We start from the raw sequence: 14,570 nt of genomic DNA, 5'->3' as shown, positions 1-14,570 counted from the left end.
TTTTTATTTTTTATCAAAGGGAGGAATTCTTCCTACCATTAATTCAAGTTCTCTAAGCTCATCATCATTATGATCTCTTAATTTTTTTGCAGGTTTTATTGTGCCATCTGCTAATATCCAAGCCATATTATGGTGCTTTGCTTCATATGACTTATGAGCTTTTGCTGTATTTAATTCTGTTTGACCATAACATGTACAAAAATAAGATTTCCCATCAATATGCTCTACATAAACACCTGTTCCTCTAATGCCTGCTGTCATATTTTCTGTTTTAACTTCATGTTTATCACCACCTTTACCAAAGACAGCTAGAACTCCACCTGTTACTACATTAAGAGTTTTTAAACCACCCTTTTCTTGTATTGAAAATTTTGTATCAGCATTTGCTAAAAAAGCATCTTTACCTATATTAAATTTTACTTTTGAGTTTTTACCTGTTTTTATAAAATCTCCAAGTTTTACGACACTATTTTTTGTAACTTTTTTTCCATTTATATATACATCTCCACTACTTATTACACTATCTGCAAATATATTTAAAACAAAAAGAAAACAAAGTCCAATTATAATTTTTTTCATGTTTGCCTCTCAAACAATAATTTAGTACATTTATTATATCATAAGCGATGAAAATTTTTATTAAGCATAAGATATTATTCTTTTTCATATCTTTTATATTATTAACCTTTTGCTATTTAAATTTTAATAAAATAACTAGTAATTTTGATGAAAGAATTAGAGAAATATTTTTTGAAATAAGAGGAGAAATCCCCACTACAAATAAAGTAGTAATAATCGATATTGATGAAAAATCTATAAATGCACTTGGACAATGGCCTTTTAGTAGAGATTATATAGCACAAGTTTTAGCAAATCTTACAAATGCAGGTGCTGGAATTATAGGTGTTGATATTATATTTTCAGAATCAGATAGAAGTTCCCCTTCCTATATGGCAAAAAAACTAAATGTACAAGGTGATTTTAGAGATAATGATCAACTTTTAGCTGCTGTTATTTCCCAAACGCCTACAGTTTTAGGATATTATTTTACAAAAAATCTATCAAAAAATTCCGAACCAATTCCCGTTACAAAATTCACTCCTAATTCATCACCTCATCTTTTAAACTTTGAAAATGTAGTTACAAATATTTCACCCATACAAGAAAGTACTTATTCTTCTGGCTTTTTTAATGCCTTTAATGATCAACAAGGGAAGATTATTAAAATGCCACTATTACTACAATATAAAAATAAAATCTATCCCTCTTTAGTTTTTGAAATGATTAATATTGCAAGTAATACACAAAATGTAAAAATAATCCAAGATGATTATTCTATTTCTGGTGTAAAACTTTCAAATATTGATATACCAACAGATAAAAATGGTTTTATGAGAATAAATTTTAGAGGAGCAAAAAAGAGTTTTAAATATATCTCTTTTTTAGATATCTTAAATGGTAATTTTGACCCAAAAGATGTAAATGGAAAATTTATTTTAATAGGAAGTTCTATTACTACTTTAGCAGATTTGCGTTCAACAGTATACGATTTAGCCCTACCAGGAGTTGAGATACATGCAAATATGATTGACAATATTTTAAAAGGTGACTTTTTATATGAACCAACATTTGGAAAAGCTATTGATATTTTAGTTATATTTATATTAACTGTAGTTTTAGGAACACTTTTACTTTTTCTATCATCTACTAACATTATTGTTGTTATTCTTTTATTATCTACTATTCTTTATTCACTCTATTATTATTTGCTCTTCTCCCAAGGTCTTATTTTAAATCTTTTTTATCCAATAGTCTCAATTATTTTAACAAGCCTAAGTGCTTTTTATATCAATTATCAAAAAGAGCAAAAACAAAAAGAGTTTATAAAAGACAAATTTGCAAAAAAAGTCTCATTGGAAGTTGCCAATGATTTGTTATCAAATGATAATAATGATTTTAAAGCTAAAGAAAAAGAGCTAACTATTTTCTTTAGTGATATAAGAGGGTTTACAAATATCTCTGAAGAGTTTGAATCTCCACAAAAACTAATTGAAGTACTTAATAAGTATTTCGAGCCAATGAGTGAAGTAATCATACAAAACCATGGAACAATTGATAAGTTTATAGGTGATGCAATTATGGCATATTGGAATGCTCCCTGTGATGTGGAAAATCATGCGGATAAAGCAGTTCAAAGTGCCTTGAGGCAATTTGAAAAGTTAGAAGTACTTAATAATGAACTTAAAAAAGATTTTAATTTATCTATTCAAATAGGTATAGGAATTCATACAGGACTAGCAGTTGTTGGGGAGATGGGTTCATCTGGAAGAAGTGATTATACGATTATTGGAGATAATGTAAATCTATGCTCAAGAATTGAAGGACTTAGCAAATATTTTGCAGTTGAGTTACTAATCTCTGAATCTACAAAAATATTATTAAAAGACAATTACCATTTGAAATATTTAGCAAGTGTTATTGTAAAAGGTAAAAGTACCTCAATAAAACTTTATCAAGTCCTATTACCTAAAGAGTTTGAAGAGTTTGAAAATGTGCAAGAAGATTATGAAAAAGCTATTAAATGCTATCAAAATAAAAACTTCACTGATAGTAAAACTATTTTTGAAGAGATTGAAGATACTCATCCTTCTAAAATAAATAGGCTTTATATAAATAGATGTAAAGAGTATATAAGTTCAAAAGAAAATAACATTGTTTTAGATTTTGTTATGGAAGAAAAATAAGAGTTTTCACAGATTAATTTATTTTTATCACAAAAGTCTTTAAAACTATTTTCTATATCTTTATCTTTCATAAACGTAACAGAATTTTGTGAGTATTTTTTATATAAATTTTTACTTTCATAAAGTATTTCAATAGTGTTAATCCACTCTTTCTCATCCTTGATATCCAAAATAAATCCACTATTAGAAGCCTTTACAAGCTCTTTTGGTCCACCTTTATTTGTAACAATAACAGGAAGAGCAGAACTCATACCCTCCATAACAACTTGCCCTAAGGTATCTGTAGTAGAAGGGAAAATAAAAACATCAGAGCTAGCATATATACTTGATAACTCTTCTTCAAATTTTATTCCTAAAAAATGAATATTAAATTTCTTTAACTCTTTTTTGTACTTTAAAAAATGCCCATTTCCTACAATGATTAAATCAATATTTAACTTTATAGAATATACCTTCTTAAATAGTTCAATCAAAAACTCTATATTTTTCTCTTTTGTAGCTCTTCCCACATATAAAAACTTCATACTATTTATTCTTATTTTATAATCATTCCAAATATTTATATCTCTAAAAGATGAAGAAAAGCTTTTTGTATTAATTCCTGATTTTAAAATAAATATTTTTGATGCATCTATTTTTAAATCATTCATGACAATACTTTTATACTCTTGGGTTCGGACAAATATTGCCTCAAAATTACTATAAAAAAATCTTAAATAACATTTTGAGATATATCTAAAGATTTTTGAGTTTGTATTTTTATATATGTATGCAGGGAAATCAGTATGATATATTCCAGCTTTTGGTATTTTATAAAATCTAGCTAAGATTGAACCTATTATTCCAACAGGACCAGGAGTAGAAATATGCACTAGATTTGGAGAGAGTTTTTTTAATAATTTTGCCATTTTAAATGGATTTGGAAATACTAAATCTAACTCTTTATAAAAAGGCATAGACATTTTAAAAAAAGGTTTAACATTATAAATAGATTTTTTTTGTGAGAAGGCATTTTTTCTCGTAGATGTTATTATCTTAAATTCATCTTTTGAGATATTAGCAAAATCATTTAAAAATCGAGATACTCCATTTAAGTCATAAACAGTATCGCTAAATAAAACTATATTTACATTATTCATTCAAATATATTATCAAGTAATGGTTACAAAAATATTACTAAAATGATGCCATAATGTAACCATATATAATTAAAATCTAATTATGAAATACAAATCAATATTTATATCAGATGTACATTTAGGTACAAGATTTTCTCAAGCTGAAAAGCTAATTGACTTCTTAAAAGATAATGAAAGTGAAAATCTTTTTTTAGTAGGCGATATTATTGACGGTTGGTCAATAAGAAGAAAATTTGTTTGGCCTCAAGCCCATTCTGATGTTATACAAAAAGTTCTAAGAAAAGCTAGAAAAGGTACAAATGTGTACCTAATAACTGGCAATCACGACGAATTTTTAAGACCTTTTGTTCCACTTATTTTAGGAGACAATTTAGAAGTTTCTAATGAGTTTGAGTATATATCTATAAGTGGAAAAAGTTATTATGTAACCCATGGTGATTTTTTTGATTCGATTACTATGACAAAAAAGTGGTTAGCTATTTTGGGAGATTACGGATATGATTTTTTACTTTATATAAACTTTATAATAAATAGAATAAGAAAGACTTTTAAGATCAATTCAAAATGGTCACTATCAAAATTTATAAAAGATAATGTAAAAAGTTCTGTTAATTTTATAAATGATTTTGAAAAAGTTCTAACTAACCATGCAAAACACAAAGGTTATGATGGTATCATTTGTGGACATATTCATAAAGCAGAACAAAGAGATATAGAAGGAATTGAATATAAAAACTGTGGTGATTGGGTCGAATCATGCACTGCACTTGTGGAGACTTATGAGGGTAAATTTGAAATTATTACTTGGTAAAAAACATGACTAAATTGGCACTTTGCCTAAGTGGTGGAGCAGCAAGAGGTGCTTTTCATTTAGGTGCATTAGCTTTTTTTGATGAACAAAATATTAAGTTTGAAGCTTTTAGTGGAAGTTCAATTGGCTCAATAATTGCAGCTTCATATGCAAGTGGAATCTCTCCTTTAGAACAATTAAAAATATTCAAATCAAAAGAGCTAAAGAAATGTATAAAATTTAACCCTTATCTAAATGGTTTACTTAAAATCGATACAACAAATCCTTTAATAAAAGAGTTATTGCCAATAGCTAAAATAGAAGATATTCCAAAACCTTTATATATTTGTGTTTATGATTACAAAAATAAAGAGCTAATCTATTATGATAAAGGTGATGTAGTGAACTTATGTATAGCTTCTTCTGCTTTGATTCCATTATTCAAACCTTTAAAATTTGAGAATAGAAAATTATTTGATGGGGGATTGTTAAATAATATACCAGTTGAACCACTATTAAATAAAAATTATAAAATCTGTGCCCTTGACCTTCTACCAAGAAAAGAAAGAAGTTTGCAAAAAAATTACAATCCAATAAATTTAGTAAAAAAAAGAATATTTAAAACTTGGCATCTAAATATTGATTATGCAATAAAACATACAGATATTTATATCACAACCAATGAATTAAGAGAGACAAAAATGTTTACTTTTGATGGATTGGATGAACTATTTAAGCTAGGATATAAAGAAGCAAGTAATCATTTAAATTCATTTAAATAATAGATTCTTTAAGTTATAATCCCCTAATAAATATCCAAGAAAAGAATCATTATGTCACAAATACCAGAATTCACGCACTTACACCTACACACAGAATATTCGCTCTTAGATGGTGCTAATAAAATAAAAGATTTAGCAAAAAAAATCAAAGCTTTAGGAATGAAAAGTGTTGCCATGACAGACCATGGTAATATGTTTGGAGCTATTGATTTTTATAAAGCTATGAAAGCAGAAGGCATCAAACCAATTATTGGTATGGAAGCTTATATTCACAATTCTGAAGAATTAGATGATAAATCACATAGAAAAAGATTTCACCTATGCTTATATGCAAAAAATGAAAAAGGCTACAAAAACTTGATGTTTTTGACTAGTCAAGCTTATATGCATGGGTTCTATTATTACCCTAGAATTAATAAAAAAATATTAAGAGAAAATAGTGAAGGACTTGTGTGTAGTGCAGCTTGTTTACAAGGTGAAGTAAACTGGCACCTAAATACTCAAAGTGAGAGAAATGTAAAAAATGGTGCAAAAGGTTATGAAGAAGCAAAAAAAATTGCTTTAGAGTATAAAGAGATATTTGGTGATGATTTTTACTTAGAAATTATGAGACATGGTATTTCTGACCAACATTTTATTGATGACCAAATTTTAAGAATATCAAAAGAAACAGGTATAAAAGTTGTTGCCACAAATGATACTCATTACTTAAAACAAAAAGATGCCCAAGCACATGAAGCTTTTATGTGTATTGCTATGAATAAACTTTATGATGATCCAAATAGACTAAGACATAGTGTTCATGAGTTTTATTTAAAATCATCAGAGCAAATTTCAAAACTATATGCAGATATTCCAGAAACAATAGCTGCAACCCAAGAGATAGTTGAAAAATGTAACTTAGAGATAAAACTAGGAGACCCAACTCCTCCTAACTTCAAATTTACAAGGGAAAAATCACTTGAACAAGGCTTAACTCTACCAGAGCCAGAATTAGAATACTCATTAGAAAATGATAAAATATTATTTATACATGAGTGTTGGAAAGGCTTAGAAAAAAGACTTGAGATAGTACCCCAAGAGAGACATCAAGAGTATAAAGATAGATTGCAAGTAGAAATAGACATCATTAATAGTATGAAATTCCCAGGATATATGCTTATCGTTTGGGATTTCGTAATTGCTGCAAAACAGATGAGAATACCAGTTGGGCCTGGAAGGGGTTCTGCTGCTGGAAGTTTAGTTGCCTTTTCCCTTGCTATTACGGATATTGACCCTTTACCTTATGGTTTACTTTTTGAGAGATTCCTAAATCCAGAAAGAGTATCTATGCCAGATATCGATATGGATTTCTGTCAAGCTAGACGTCAAGAAATTCTTGATTATGTAATTGAAAAATATGGAAGAGCCAATGTTGCACAAATCATTACCTTTGGTAAATTACTTGCAAAAGGGGTAATTAGAGATGTTGCTAGAGTTCTGGATATGCCCTATTCTCAAGCTGATGCGATGGCAAAACTTATTCCAGATGAACTGGGAATCAACTTAACATCTTCATATGAAAAAGAACCAAAGATAAAAGAACTTTGTGATTCAAATCCCCAAGCAAAAAGAGTTTGGGATTTTGCAATAGCCCTTGAAGGACTAAATAGAAATGCAGGAACTCACGCAGCGGGAGTTGTTATTTCAAATGAACCACTTTGGAATAAAACACCCCTATTTAAACCATCAGGGATGGAAACTCTTGCGACCCAATACAACGGTAAATACGTAGAAGATGTTGATTTAATCAAATTTGACTTCTTGGGTCTAAAGACCCTAACCGTTATTGAAGAAGCAAATAAACTAATAGAGCAAAGACATGGTAAAAGAGTAAATTTCTTAACCGTGGATGTAAATGACAAAGGTGTTTACGACTTAATTCAAACAGGAAATACAATTGGATTATTTCAAATAGAGTCAGATGGTATGCAAGATTTATGTAAAAGATTAAAACCATCAAACTTTGAGGATATTATCGCCGTTCTTGCACTTTATAGACCAGGACCAATGGAGTCAGGTATGCTTGATGACTTTATTGATAGGAAACATGGTCGTGAAGAGATTAACTATTTCTATGATGAGTTTGATGCGCCATTAAGACCAATACTTGAAACAACCTATGGGGTTATTGTTTATCAAGAGCAAGTTATGCAAATCGTACAATCAATTGGTGGATTTAGCCTTGGTGGTGCCGATTTAGTTAGACGGGCAATGGGTAAAAAGATTAAAGAAGAGATGGATAGACTAAAGGGTGAGTTTGCTATTGGTGGAGTAAAAAAAGGCTTTGTTAAAGAACATTGTGAAGAACTGTTCGACCTGATTGTAAAATTTGCCGGATATGGATTTAATAAATCTCACTCAGCGGCTTATGCACTTGTGACATTTTATACTTCTTATTTGAAAAAATATTATCCATCAGAATTTATGGCTGCACTTTTAACACTAGAAAAAGATAATACAGATAAAGTTGTAAAATATGTGGATGAAGTAAAAAGATTAAAACTAGACCTTTTCCCACCAGATATCAATAAATCAGACCTAGTATTTGCTCCTAAAAAGATTGATGGACAAGAAGTAGTAATGTTTGGAATGGGTGCCATTAAAGGTGCTGGAGATGTTGCTATTAAATCTATTTTAAAAGAGCGGAATGAAAATGGAAACTTTGAGGATTTTGCAGATTTCATCTCAAGAGTTGATGGAAGTAAAGTAAATAAAAGAGTATTTGAATCTTTAGCAAAAGCTGGTGGATTTGATACGTTTGGATATTCTAGACGATCAATTTTAGAACAAATTGAGACCATAAATGAAACTGTTGGAAAAGCAATGGCTGCTAAGAAAATGGCAACAGGGTCACTTTTTGGAGATTCTAAAGAACTTACAAAAGTTGAAGTTCAATTAGAAAAATTTGAAGAGTATGAATTAAAAGATCTTTTAGAATTAGAAAAACAATCTTTAGGATTTTATGTATCAGGGCATCCACTTGATGAATATAGGGAACAATTAGATGGAATAAACTATACCCTCTCTTCTGAAATAGAAGATTTAGGAGATGGAAGTGAAGCCCTTTTTATAGGAAAAGTTGAAACAATTAATGAAAGAATCTCTAAAAAAGGTAATAAATTTGCCATTTTAAACCTTATGGATTTACATGGAAATATAGAATTAATGCTATTTGAAGATAGATTAAAAGAGTTAAGAGAAGATTTTGACTTAACTGAACCTATTGCTTTTAAAGTACGAATTTCAAAAGATGATCAATTTACTAGAATCAGTTTAAGAAAAATAGAGACCTTAAAAGAAGCAAGAAAAGAAAAAATTAAAAGAAAACAAAAAGCAATAGAAGAGCCCCCAATAACAGTAGCAGTTAACTTTACAGATGATGATAAAATCATGTATGACCTTTTTGAAATTATTGCACATAATCAAGGTAAACGAGAATTAAAACTATTGGTAAAATCAAAACTAGCCGATATTGAACTTGATACTGGATTTAAAGTAACTTCAAACATAGAAGGTTTAATAAAATCACTAAATGGAGTTTTTATAGCATAATGAAACAAATACTTTTAACAAATGATGATGGATTTGATGCAGTAGGATTAAAAGCATTAATAAAAGCACTAAGTCCTTTAGCCAAACTAACTGTAGTTGCCCCTGCAAAAAATAAATCAGCTTGTGGTCACTCACTTACTCTTGATAGACCACTTAGAATGATTAATGTGGATGATGATTATTACAAAATTGATGATGGAACACCAACAGATTGTGTATTTATTTCTCTAAATAACTTATTTAAAGAAGGCTATAAACCTGATTTAGTAATAAGTGGAATAAACATTGGCTCTAACATGGGAGAAGATATTACATATAGTGGAACAGCAGCTGCTGCAATGGAAGCTACTTTGCAAGGGATTCCAGCAATTGCAATATCACAAGTATTTAATGACTTGCCAGGTGGTATTGATCCAAAAGAAGATTTTAACTTAGCAAAAAAAGCAATCGCTACAATTGTTAAAAAAATATTTAAGAAGGAATTTCCTTTAGAAGATAGAAAATTTTTAAATATTAATATTCCTCCAATACATGAGGATGATTGTCAAGGCTTTAAAATAACAAAAGCTGGATATAGAATATATGGGAATGACACCCACAGGCACCTTAGTCCAAGAGGTGAAGAGTTTTATTGGATAGGGCTTCATCCTTTGATTTGGGAAGAGAGTGAAAAATTAAATTGTGATTTTGAAGCCATAAAAGCAAATTTTATCTCTATTTCTCCTATAATGTTAGATATGACTTCATACGATGACATAACAAATTTAAATGATTGGATAAAGGAATAAAGTAAATGAATTTTAAGAAGGCTCTAATCTGCAATATAGAGAAACTTGTTGGAGAATTAAAAGATGAAACAGAGTTAAAAGAAATTTTAAAAAGAAAATTTACAAAAAAAGAGTATAAAGTTTTTGTAGCTTCCGAAGAAGGACAAGATTTTGAACAAATTTGTGAATTAATTGATGAGAAGATAGACAGAGTTGAAGAACTTTACAAATCTGCCATCAAAAAAATAAATCAAGAGAAAATAAAAAAAGAGCTAGTTGATTTATAATATTTTATAATGAAGCTGGTTTTACGCCAGCCTCATTTAAAACTACCTCTTCATAAAGCTTTTTTGGGAACTTCACCAATACCATTCCTGCGAACTTATTATCATCTTTATTATAGAATTCTACTCTATATATTTGTCCTTTTACATCTAATGAAAATCTTTGTAAAATTTCATCTTTTTCAATTTCAAGACCAGATTCATTTTTATGAGCTTTGTTAACATATCCAATAACATTTACCCTATAATCATTTGGATAAACTAAAAAACTATTTGAAACATCAACTAAAGAACCAATTTTTACTTGTTTTTCTTTACCATCAATTTTAAATTTTATATCTTCTTTTTTTTCACTTACATCCAAATAGTCTGGTTCTAAAATAGATAATCTTCTATTTCCATAATGTATTGAATAAGTAGAATTGCCATTTTTTATTACAGTCATTACGGGACTACTTGGTTTAAAATCTATCTTTCCATCTTTTTTTGTCGGGAAATAACTTATATAATTTCTTATATCTGATAAAGGTATTTTTATTTTATCATCGTAAAATGAGATATAAATATCATTATCTATTACATCTCTTAGGGCAAGTGGTTGTAAATCAAATTTTCTTTTAAACTCTATTCCCATAATATCCATATACTTTTCAAGAGCCAAAAGATGATAATAAGTTCGTTCATGAACAGGTAATTCTTTACTTGCTTCATTCCCAAAAGCTGCTTTGCCATTGTTTATCGCATAATAAGTTAATGTTTTTTCCATCTCCTTATCACCAAGTTTTGTTTTTGTATTGTGAGTATGATAAATGTCTTCTTTTCTAATCAAATGTGCATTTACTTTTTCACAAACTTCTTTACTGATTTCAGCAAGATTTCCATATACTGGAACATTTACCTTAGATTGATCAATAATTGAACTTTGACCCCATCTATAAGGAGAATGATAATTATCTATAAATTTTTTTCTAAAATATCCACTTCCATCATGTAAATTTACTATTAGTTTTACTTCAGGCTTTTTTATTAACTCTTTTATTCTTTCCACATCAACATAATCAGGGTCTTCTTTAGAAATATATGCAAATTTTCTATTCATATCTCCAAAAGGACCTCGTGATCTTTCAATAATAGATGTAAAATTTAAATTAGGAACAATCCAAACAGAACCTTTTGTTATCTCATAATGTGTTGCGATTAAAGATGCAGCCATAAAACCACCAGGCTCATCACCTTGAATACCACCTACTATTAAAAGTGTATTATCATCTTGTACACCTTTTTTAATAAATTTAAAATTTAAATCGCTACTATGCGCATATAAATTCTGCAAAAATAAAAAAACTAATAAAACTCTAAATAACTTTAACATGCCAAGGTTCATACCTTACCCCATCCTTATTTCCAATTGTATATCTCATATCAATATATTTTAATGTTTTCATTTGTGAAAATTCACTTGTATATGAAAACTTTTCTGTAAAGTTTGCTGCTCCTAGACCTTTTTTTCCAACATCAAAATCTCCAACTGAGTGATATGTAAAGGCAGGTGGGGCAATTGATCGTGAAGCCATAGATAAATTAAGGTCCACAGAATCTAATTTATCCAAAAATAGTTTCATTTGTTTAACAACTGATCGTACTCCTGAAGTTAAATAAATAGTTGGTCCAATATCATTTTTCATTTTTAAATATGCTTCTTTAGGTTTTCCTTTGAAGATATAATGACCTGTATATGGGATTTTTTCTATCTCTTTTTTATTAATTGATGCAGTTAAGTCATTAGTTGTTCTATCTCCATAAAAACCATGATATGTTGGTTCATAATAAAAAATATGTTCAATAAAAGCTAACTCTTCTTTTGTAAAAATTGTATAATCTTTAGAATATCTCAAAATATTTATAGCTTCATCAAAAGATATTATATTAAAATTTCCATATCCAACATAGTGTTGAATATAATTAATCTTTTTTTGAACATTTCTAAAAGGTACATGGTATTTTTCTTCTAGAAAAACATCTTTTGATATATTATTAATACTATTAGTTATAGGTATCATATCTTTGGGAGAAAAGCTTTTCTCTTCAAAAATGTCAGTAGAATCTGCACTACCAATTATTGGATATATTGTTGAACAAATTGCTAAATTTTTTGCTTTGTCTAAGAACTCTCTTCTATTCATTTTTTCTTCTTTATAAAACCATTTTTACATCACTGTGATTGCCTAATAATTCATAAATCATCTTTCTATCATCTTCATTATGAACAAGTAAATCTAAAGTGTAACTTTTAAATTTTCCCTTTGAGCTAACTTTTGACTCAGTTAATTTATGTTCTCTTTCTGTTATAACTTCTTTTACAACTTTTTTTATATTAACAGTTTCAACAACAACAACTTTGTATATCCAATTGCATGGATAATCAAGTTCTAATTTATGTTCATTTAAATCAATCATCGCTTAAAATCCCCACTTTTCCCACCAGATTTACTCTCTAATTGAATATTTGAAATAACCATTGATTTATCAATAGCCTTTACCATATCATATATGGTAAGTAAACCTATACTTGTACCCGTTAGAGCTTCCATTTCTACACCAGTTTGTCCATTTAGTTTAGCAGTTACAATTAATTTGAAACCAGGTAAGCTAGGCAATTCTTCTACATCACAATTTATTCCACTTAATAATAAGGGATGACACATAGGAATTAATTCACTTGTCTTTTTTACACCCATAATTGAAGCAATAACAGCTGTTTGAAGAACTGGACCTTTTTTAGTATTATTACTTATAATTGCATTATAAGCTTCTTGGGACATAGATATTTGTCCAGAAGCAATTGCTACTCTTGTACTATCTTTTTTATCAGATACATCTACCATTTTAGGTCTATTATTTTCATCTAAATGTGTTAAATCCAAGGTTCTTCCTCATATTCTTTAATTAAGTGATTATATCAAAATATGGTTAAATTGAAATTAAGTATTATTTAAATATAATGCAACCCTAAATTTTAAAAGAAAGAGGGTGATTATAGTGCCAGGTATTAAAGTTAAAGATAGCGAATCATTCGACGAAGCTTATAGAAGATTTAAAAAGCAATGTGACAGAAACCTAATCGTTACTGAAACAAGAGCAAGAAGATTTTTTGAACCTATGACTGAAAAGAGAAAGAAACAAAAAATTAATGCTAAGAAAAAAATGCTTAAAAGATTGTATATGCTTAGAAGATACGAATCTAGACTGTAATAGTTCACTATTACCTAAAAGGGTCTCTATTTTAGAGACCCTTTTTTTATGCCCAAAATACTGACATTTAAAGTTAAATTATCAAAAAAGATTATTATGCCACCAAATTGACACTAAATCCATGTATAAAAAATTAAATACTTGGTGAATTCCAAATTTTGATTTACTATTCAAATAATAAGATTTCACAAATTAGAACTTGTATATTAATAAAAGGAGTAACTTGATGCAAAAGAATGCACGAGTTGAGTACGATTACTCAGTTGCAAAAGCCTTTACCTTTACCGCAATTTTATTTGGTATTTTAGGTATGATAGTTGGTGTTACCTTAGCCTTTCAAATGGCTTTCCCCCATTTAAGTAATTTAGCTGGAGAATATGGTACTTTTAGTAGATTAAGACCTTTACACACAAATACTGTTATATTTGGCTTTACCTTAAGCGGTATTTTTGCTGGATGGTATTATATGGCTCAAAGAATTTTAAAAGTTTCTTTGAGGGAATCACCATTTTTAATGTTTATTGGTAAATTACATTTTGTTCTTTACTTCATCACAATTCTTTTAGCAGTTGTTACACTAGTAGCTGGATACACAACTTCAAAAGAGTATGCTGAATTAGAGTGGCCTATAGATATAATTATAGTACTTTGGTGGGTATTATGGGGTGTTAGTATTTTTGGATTAATTGGTATTAGAAGGGAGAGAACACTATATGTTTCAATCTGGTATTTTATAGCTACTTTTATGGGTATTGCCATGTTATATTTATTTAATAACATGGAAATACCTACTGCTTTATATTCTGGTTATGGTTCATGGATGCACTCAGTATCTATGTATTCAGGTACAAATGATGCATTAGTGCAATGGTGGTATGGGCATAATGCAGTTGCATTTGTATTTACTGTTCCAATTATTGCTTTAATTTACTACTTTTTGCCAAAAGAGTCAGGACAAAATGTTTATTCATATAAGTTATCTATATTAGCTTTCTGGGGATTAATGTTTGTTTATTTATGGGCTGGTGGACACCACCTTATTTATGCAACTGTTCCAGATTGGCTCCAAACTATGGGTTCTGTAATGTCTATTGTTTTAATTTTACCATCATGGGGATCAGCTATTAATATGCTTTTAACAATGAAGGGTGAATGGCAACAATTACAATCTAATACATTAATTAAATTTATGATTTTAGCATCGACTTTTTATATGTT

At 28.8% G+C, this 14,570-nt stretch carries 14 protein-coding genes; 8 read left to right on the top strand and 6 right to left on the bottom strand.

Annotation, left to right across the window (positions count from 1 at the left end):
• Window positions 1-3 precede the first annotated feature (3 nt).
• Window positions 4-579 carry a FecR domain-containing protein gene (locus CRU95_RS08730; protein ID WP_129100758.1) on the bottom strand — a complete coding sequence of 192 codons (576 nt, stop codon included), beginning with the start codon at window positions 577-579 and terminating at the stop codon, window positions 4-6.
• A gap of 47 nt (window positions 580-626) precedes the next feature.
• On the opposite strand from CRU95_RS08730, the gene CRU95_RS08725 reads away from it, so the two are divergent.
• Window positions 627-2,744: a CHASE2 domain-containing protein gene (locus tag CRU95_RS08725; protein ID WP_129100757.1), complete on the top strand. Its 2,118-nt coding sequence runs from the start codon at window positions 627-629 to the stop codon at window positions 2,742-2,744.
• Here CRU95_RS08725 and CRU95_RS08720 read toward each other — a convergent pair.
• Window positions 2,666-3,883, bottom strand: a complete 1,218-nt coding sequence (locus CRU95_RS08720) for a glycosyltransferase (protein ID WP_129100756.1) — start codon at window positions 3,881-3,883, stop codon at window positions 2,666-2,668. The two genes, CRU95_RS08725 and CRU95_RS08720, sit on opposite strands and share 79 nt — an antisense overlap.
• An 82-nt stretch (window positions 3,884-3,965) precedes the next feature.
• Here CRU95_RS08720 and CRU95_RS08715 point away from each other — a divergent pair, with 82 nt between their 5' ends.
• From CRU95_RS08715 to CRU95_RS08695, 5 genes are read left to right on the top strand one after another with little or no spacing between them, the layout of a single operon-like run.
• A complete protein-coding gene (locus CRU95_RS08715) occupies window positions 3,966-4,694 on the top strand; it encodes a UDP-2,3-diacylglucosamine diphosphatase (RefSeq protein ID WP_129100755.1) in 729 nt (242 codons plus the stop codon).
• A gap of 5 nt (window positions 4,695-4,699) precedes the next feature.
• Window positions 4,700-5,455, top strand: coding sequence for a patatin-like phospholipase family protein (locus CRU95_RS08710; protein WP_129100754.1), 756 nt, complete (start codon window positions 4,700-4,702; stop codon window positions 5,453-5,455).
• Between the two features lie 51 nt (window positions 5,456-5,506).
• Entirely contained in the window at window positions 5,507-9,049 is a 3,543-nt protein-coding gene (gene dnaE, locus CRU95_RS08705; RefSeq protein ID WP_129100753.1) for a DNA polymerase III subunit alpha, read from the top strand.
• On the top strand, window positions 9,049-9,837 hold the full coding sequence (gene surE / locus CRU95_RS08700; RefSeq protein ID WP_129100752.1) for a 5'/3'-nucleotidase SurE: 789 nt from the start codon (window positions 9,049-9,051) through the stop codon (window positions 9,835-9,837). Before dnaE ends, surE begins: the two co-directional genes overlap by 1 nt.
• A gap of 5 nt (window positions 9,838-9,842) precedes the next feature.
• The gene (locus tag CRU95_RS08695; RefSeq protein ID WP_013136833.1) at window positions 9,843-10,103 is read left to right on the top strand and encodes a hypothetical protein; all 261 of its coding nucleotides are present in this window, start codon (window positions 9,843-9,845) and stop codon (window positions 10,101-10,103) included.
• Window positions 10,104-10,107: 4 nt separating this feature from the next.
• On the opposite strand, the gene CRU95_RS08690 is transcribed toward CRU95_RS08695, so the two are convergent.
• The 4 genes from CRU95_RS08690 to moaC are packed head-to-tail and all read right to left on the bottom strand — an operon-like array spanning window position 10,108 to window position 13,024.
• Window positions 10,108-11,472: a M99 family carboxypeptidase catalytic domain-containing protein gene (locus CRU95_RS08690; RefSeq protein WP_258238665.1), complete on the bottom strand. Its 1,365-nt coding sequence runs from the start codon at window positions 11,470-11,472 to the stop codon at window positions 10,108-10,110.
• On the bottom strand, window positions 11,456-12,283 hold the full coding sequence (locus CRU95_RS08685; protein WP_129100750.1) for a M15 family metallopeptidase: 828 nt from the start codon (window positions 12,281-12,283) through the stop codon (window positions 11,456-11,458). The genes CRU95_RS08690 and CRU95_RS08685 overlap by 17 nt, the downstream gene beginning before the upstream one ends.
• A gap of 10 nt (window positions 12,284-12,293) precedes the next feature.
• Window positions 12,294-12,557: a YbeD family protein gene (locus tag CRU95_RS08680; protein ID WP_129100749.1), complete on the bottom strand. Its 264-nt coding sequence runs from the start codon at window positions 12,555-12,557 to the stop codon at window positions 12,294-12,296.
• The gene (gene moaC, locus CRU95_RS08675; RefSeq protein WP_129100748.1) at window positions 12,554-13,024 is read right to left on the bottom strand and encodes a cyclic pyranopterin monophosphate synthase MoaC; all 471 of its coding nucleotides are present in this window, start codon (window positions 13,022-13,024) and stop codon (window positions 12,554-12,556) included. The genes CRU95_RS08680 and moaC overlap by 4 nt, the downstream gene beginning before the upstream one ends.
• A 115-nt stretch (window positions 13,025-13,139) precedes the next feature.
• On the opposite strand from moaC, the gene rpsU reads away from it, so the two are divergent.
• Together rpsU and CRU95_RS08665 are read left to right on the top strand one after the other, a co-directional pair.
• Window positions 13,140-13,352 (top strand): 30S ribosomal protein S21, encoded by a 213-nt coding sequence (gene rpsU, locus CRU95_RS08670; RefSeq protein ID WP_013136837.1) that lies wholly within the window; start codon window positions 13,140-13,142, stop codon window positions 13,350-13,352.
• A 226-nt stretch (window positions 13,353-13,578) separates the two neighbouring features.
• On the top strand, window positions 13,579-14,570 hold a 992-nt coding region (locus CRU95_RS08665; protein ID WP_129100747.1), incomplete at its 3' end, for a cbb3-type cytochrome c oxidase subunit I.

It is taken from the genome of Arcobacter sp. F2176, from assembly GCF_004116465.1.
Lineage (GTDB): Bacteria > Campylobacterota > Campylobacteria > Campylobacterales > Arcobacteraceae > Arcobacter > Arcobacter siniprincipis.
This window is presented reverse-complemented; position numbering and strand designations above follow the sequence as displayed.

Coding starts and splice junctions, on each gene's coding strand:
- CRU95_RS08710 (WP_129100754.1), top strand. CDS start 4,700: ATGACTAAATTGGCACTTTGCCTAAGTGGTGGAGCAGCAAGAGGTGCT.
- CRU95_RS08730 (WP_129100758.1), bottom strand. CDS start 579: ATGAAAAAAATTATAATTGGACTTTGTTTTCTTTTTGTTTTAAATATA.
- CRU95_RS08690 (WP_258238665.1), bottom strand. CDS start 11,472: ATGTTAAAGTTATTTAGAGTTTTATTAGTTTTTTTATTTTTGCAGAAT.
- CRU95_RS08680 (WP_129100749.1), bottom strand. CDS start 12,557: ATGATTGATTTAAATGAACATAAATTAGAACTTGATTATCCATGCAAT.
- CRU95_RS08720 (WP_129100756.1), bottom strand. CDS start 3,883: ATGAATAATGTAAATATAGTTTTATTTAGCGATACTGTTTATGACTTA.
- CRU95_RS08685 (WP_129100750.1), bottom strand. CDS start 12,283: ATGAATAGAAGAGAGTTCTTAGACAAAGCAAAAAATTTAGCAATTTGT.
- CRU95_RS08725 (WP_129100757.1), top strand. CDS start 627: ATGAAAATTTTTATTAAGCATAAGATATTATTCTTTTTCATATCTTTT.
- CRU95_RS08695 (WP_013136833.1), top strand. CDS start 9,843: ATGAATTTTAAGAAGGCTCTAATCTGCAATATAGAGAAACTTGTTGGA.
- surE (WP_129100752.1), top strand. CDS start 9,049: ATGAAACAAATACTTTTAACAAATGATGATGGATTTGATGCAGTAGGA.
- dnaE (WP_129100753.1), top strand. CDS start 5,507: ATGTCACAAATACCAGAATTCACGCACTTACACCTACACACAGAATAT.
- CRU95_RS08715 (WP_129100755.1), top strand. CDS start 3,966: ATGAAATACAAATCAATATTTATATCAGATGTACATTTAGGTACAAGA.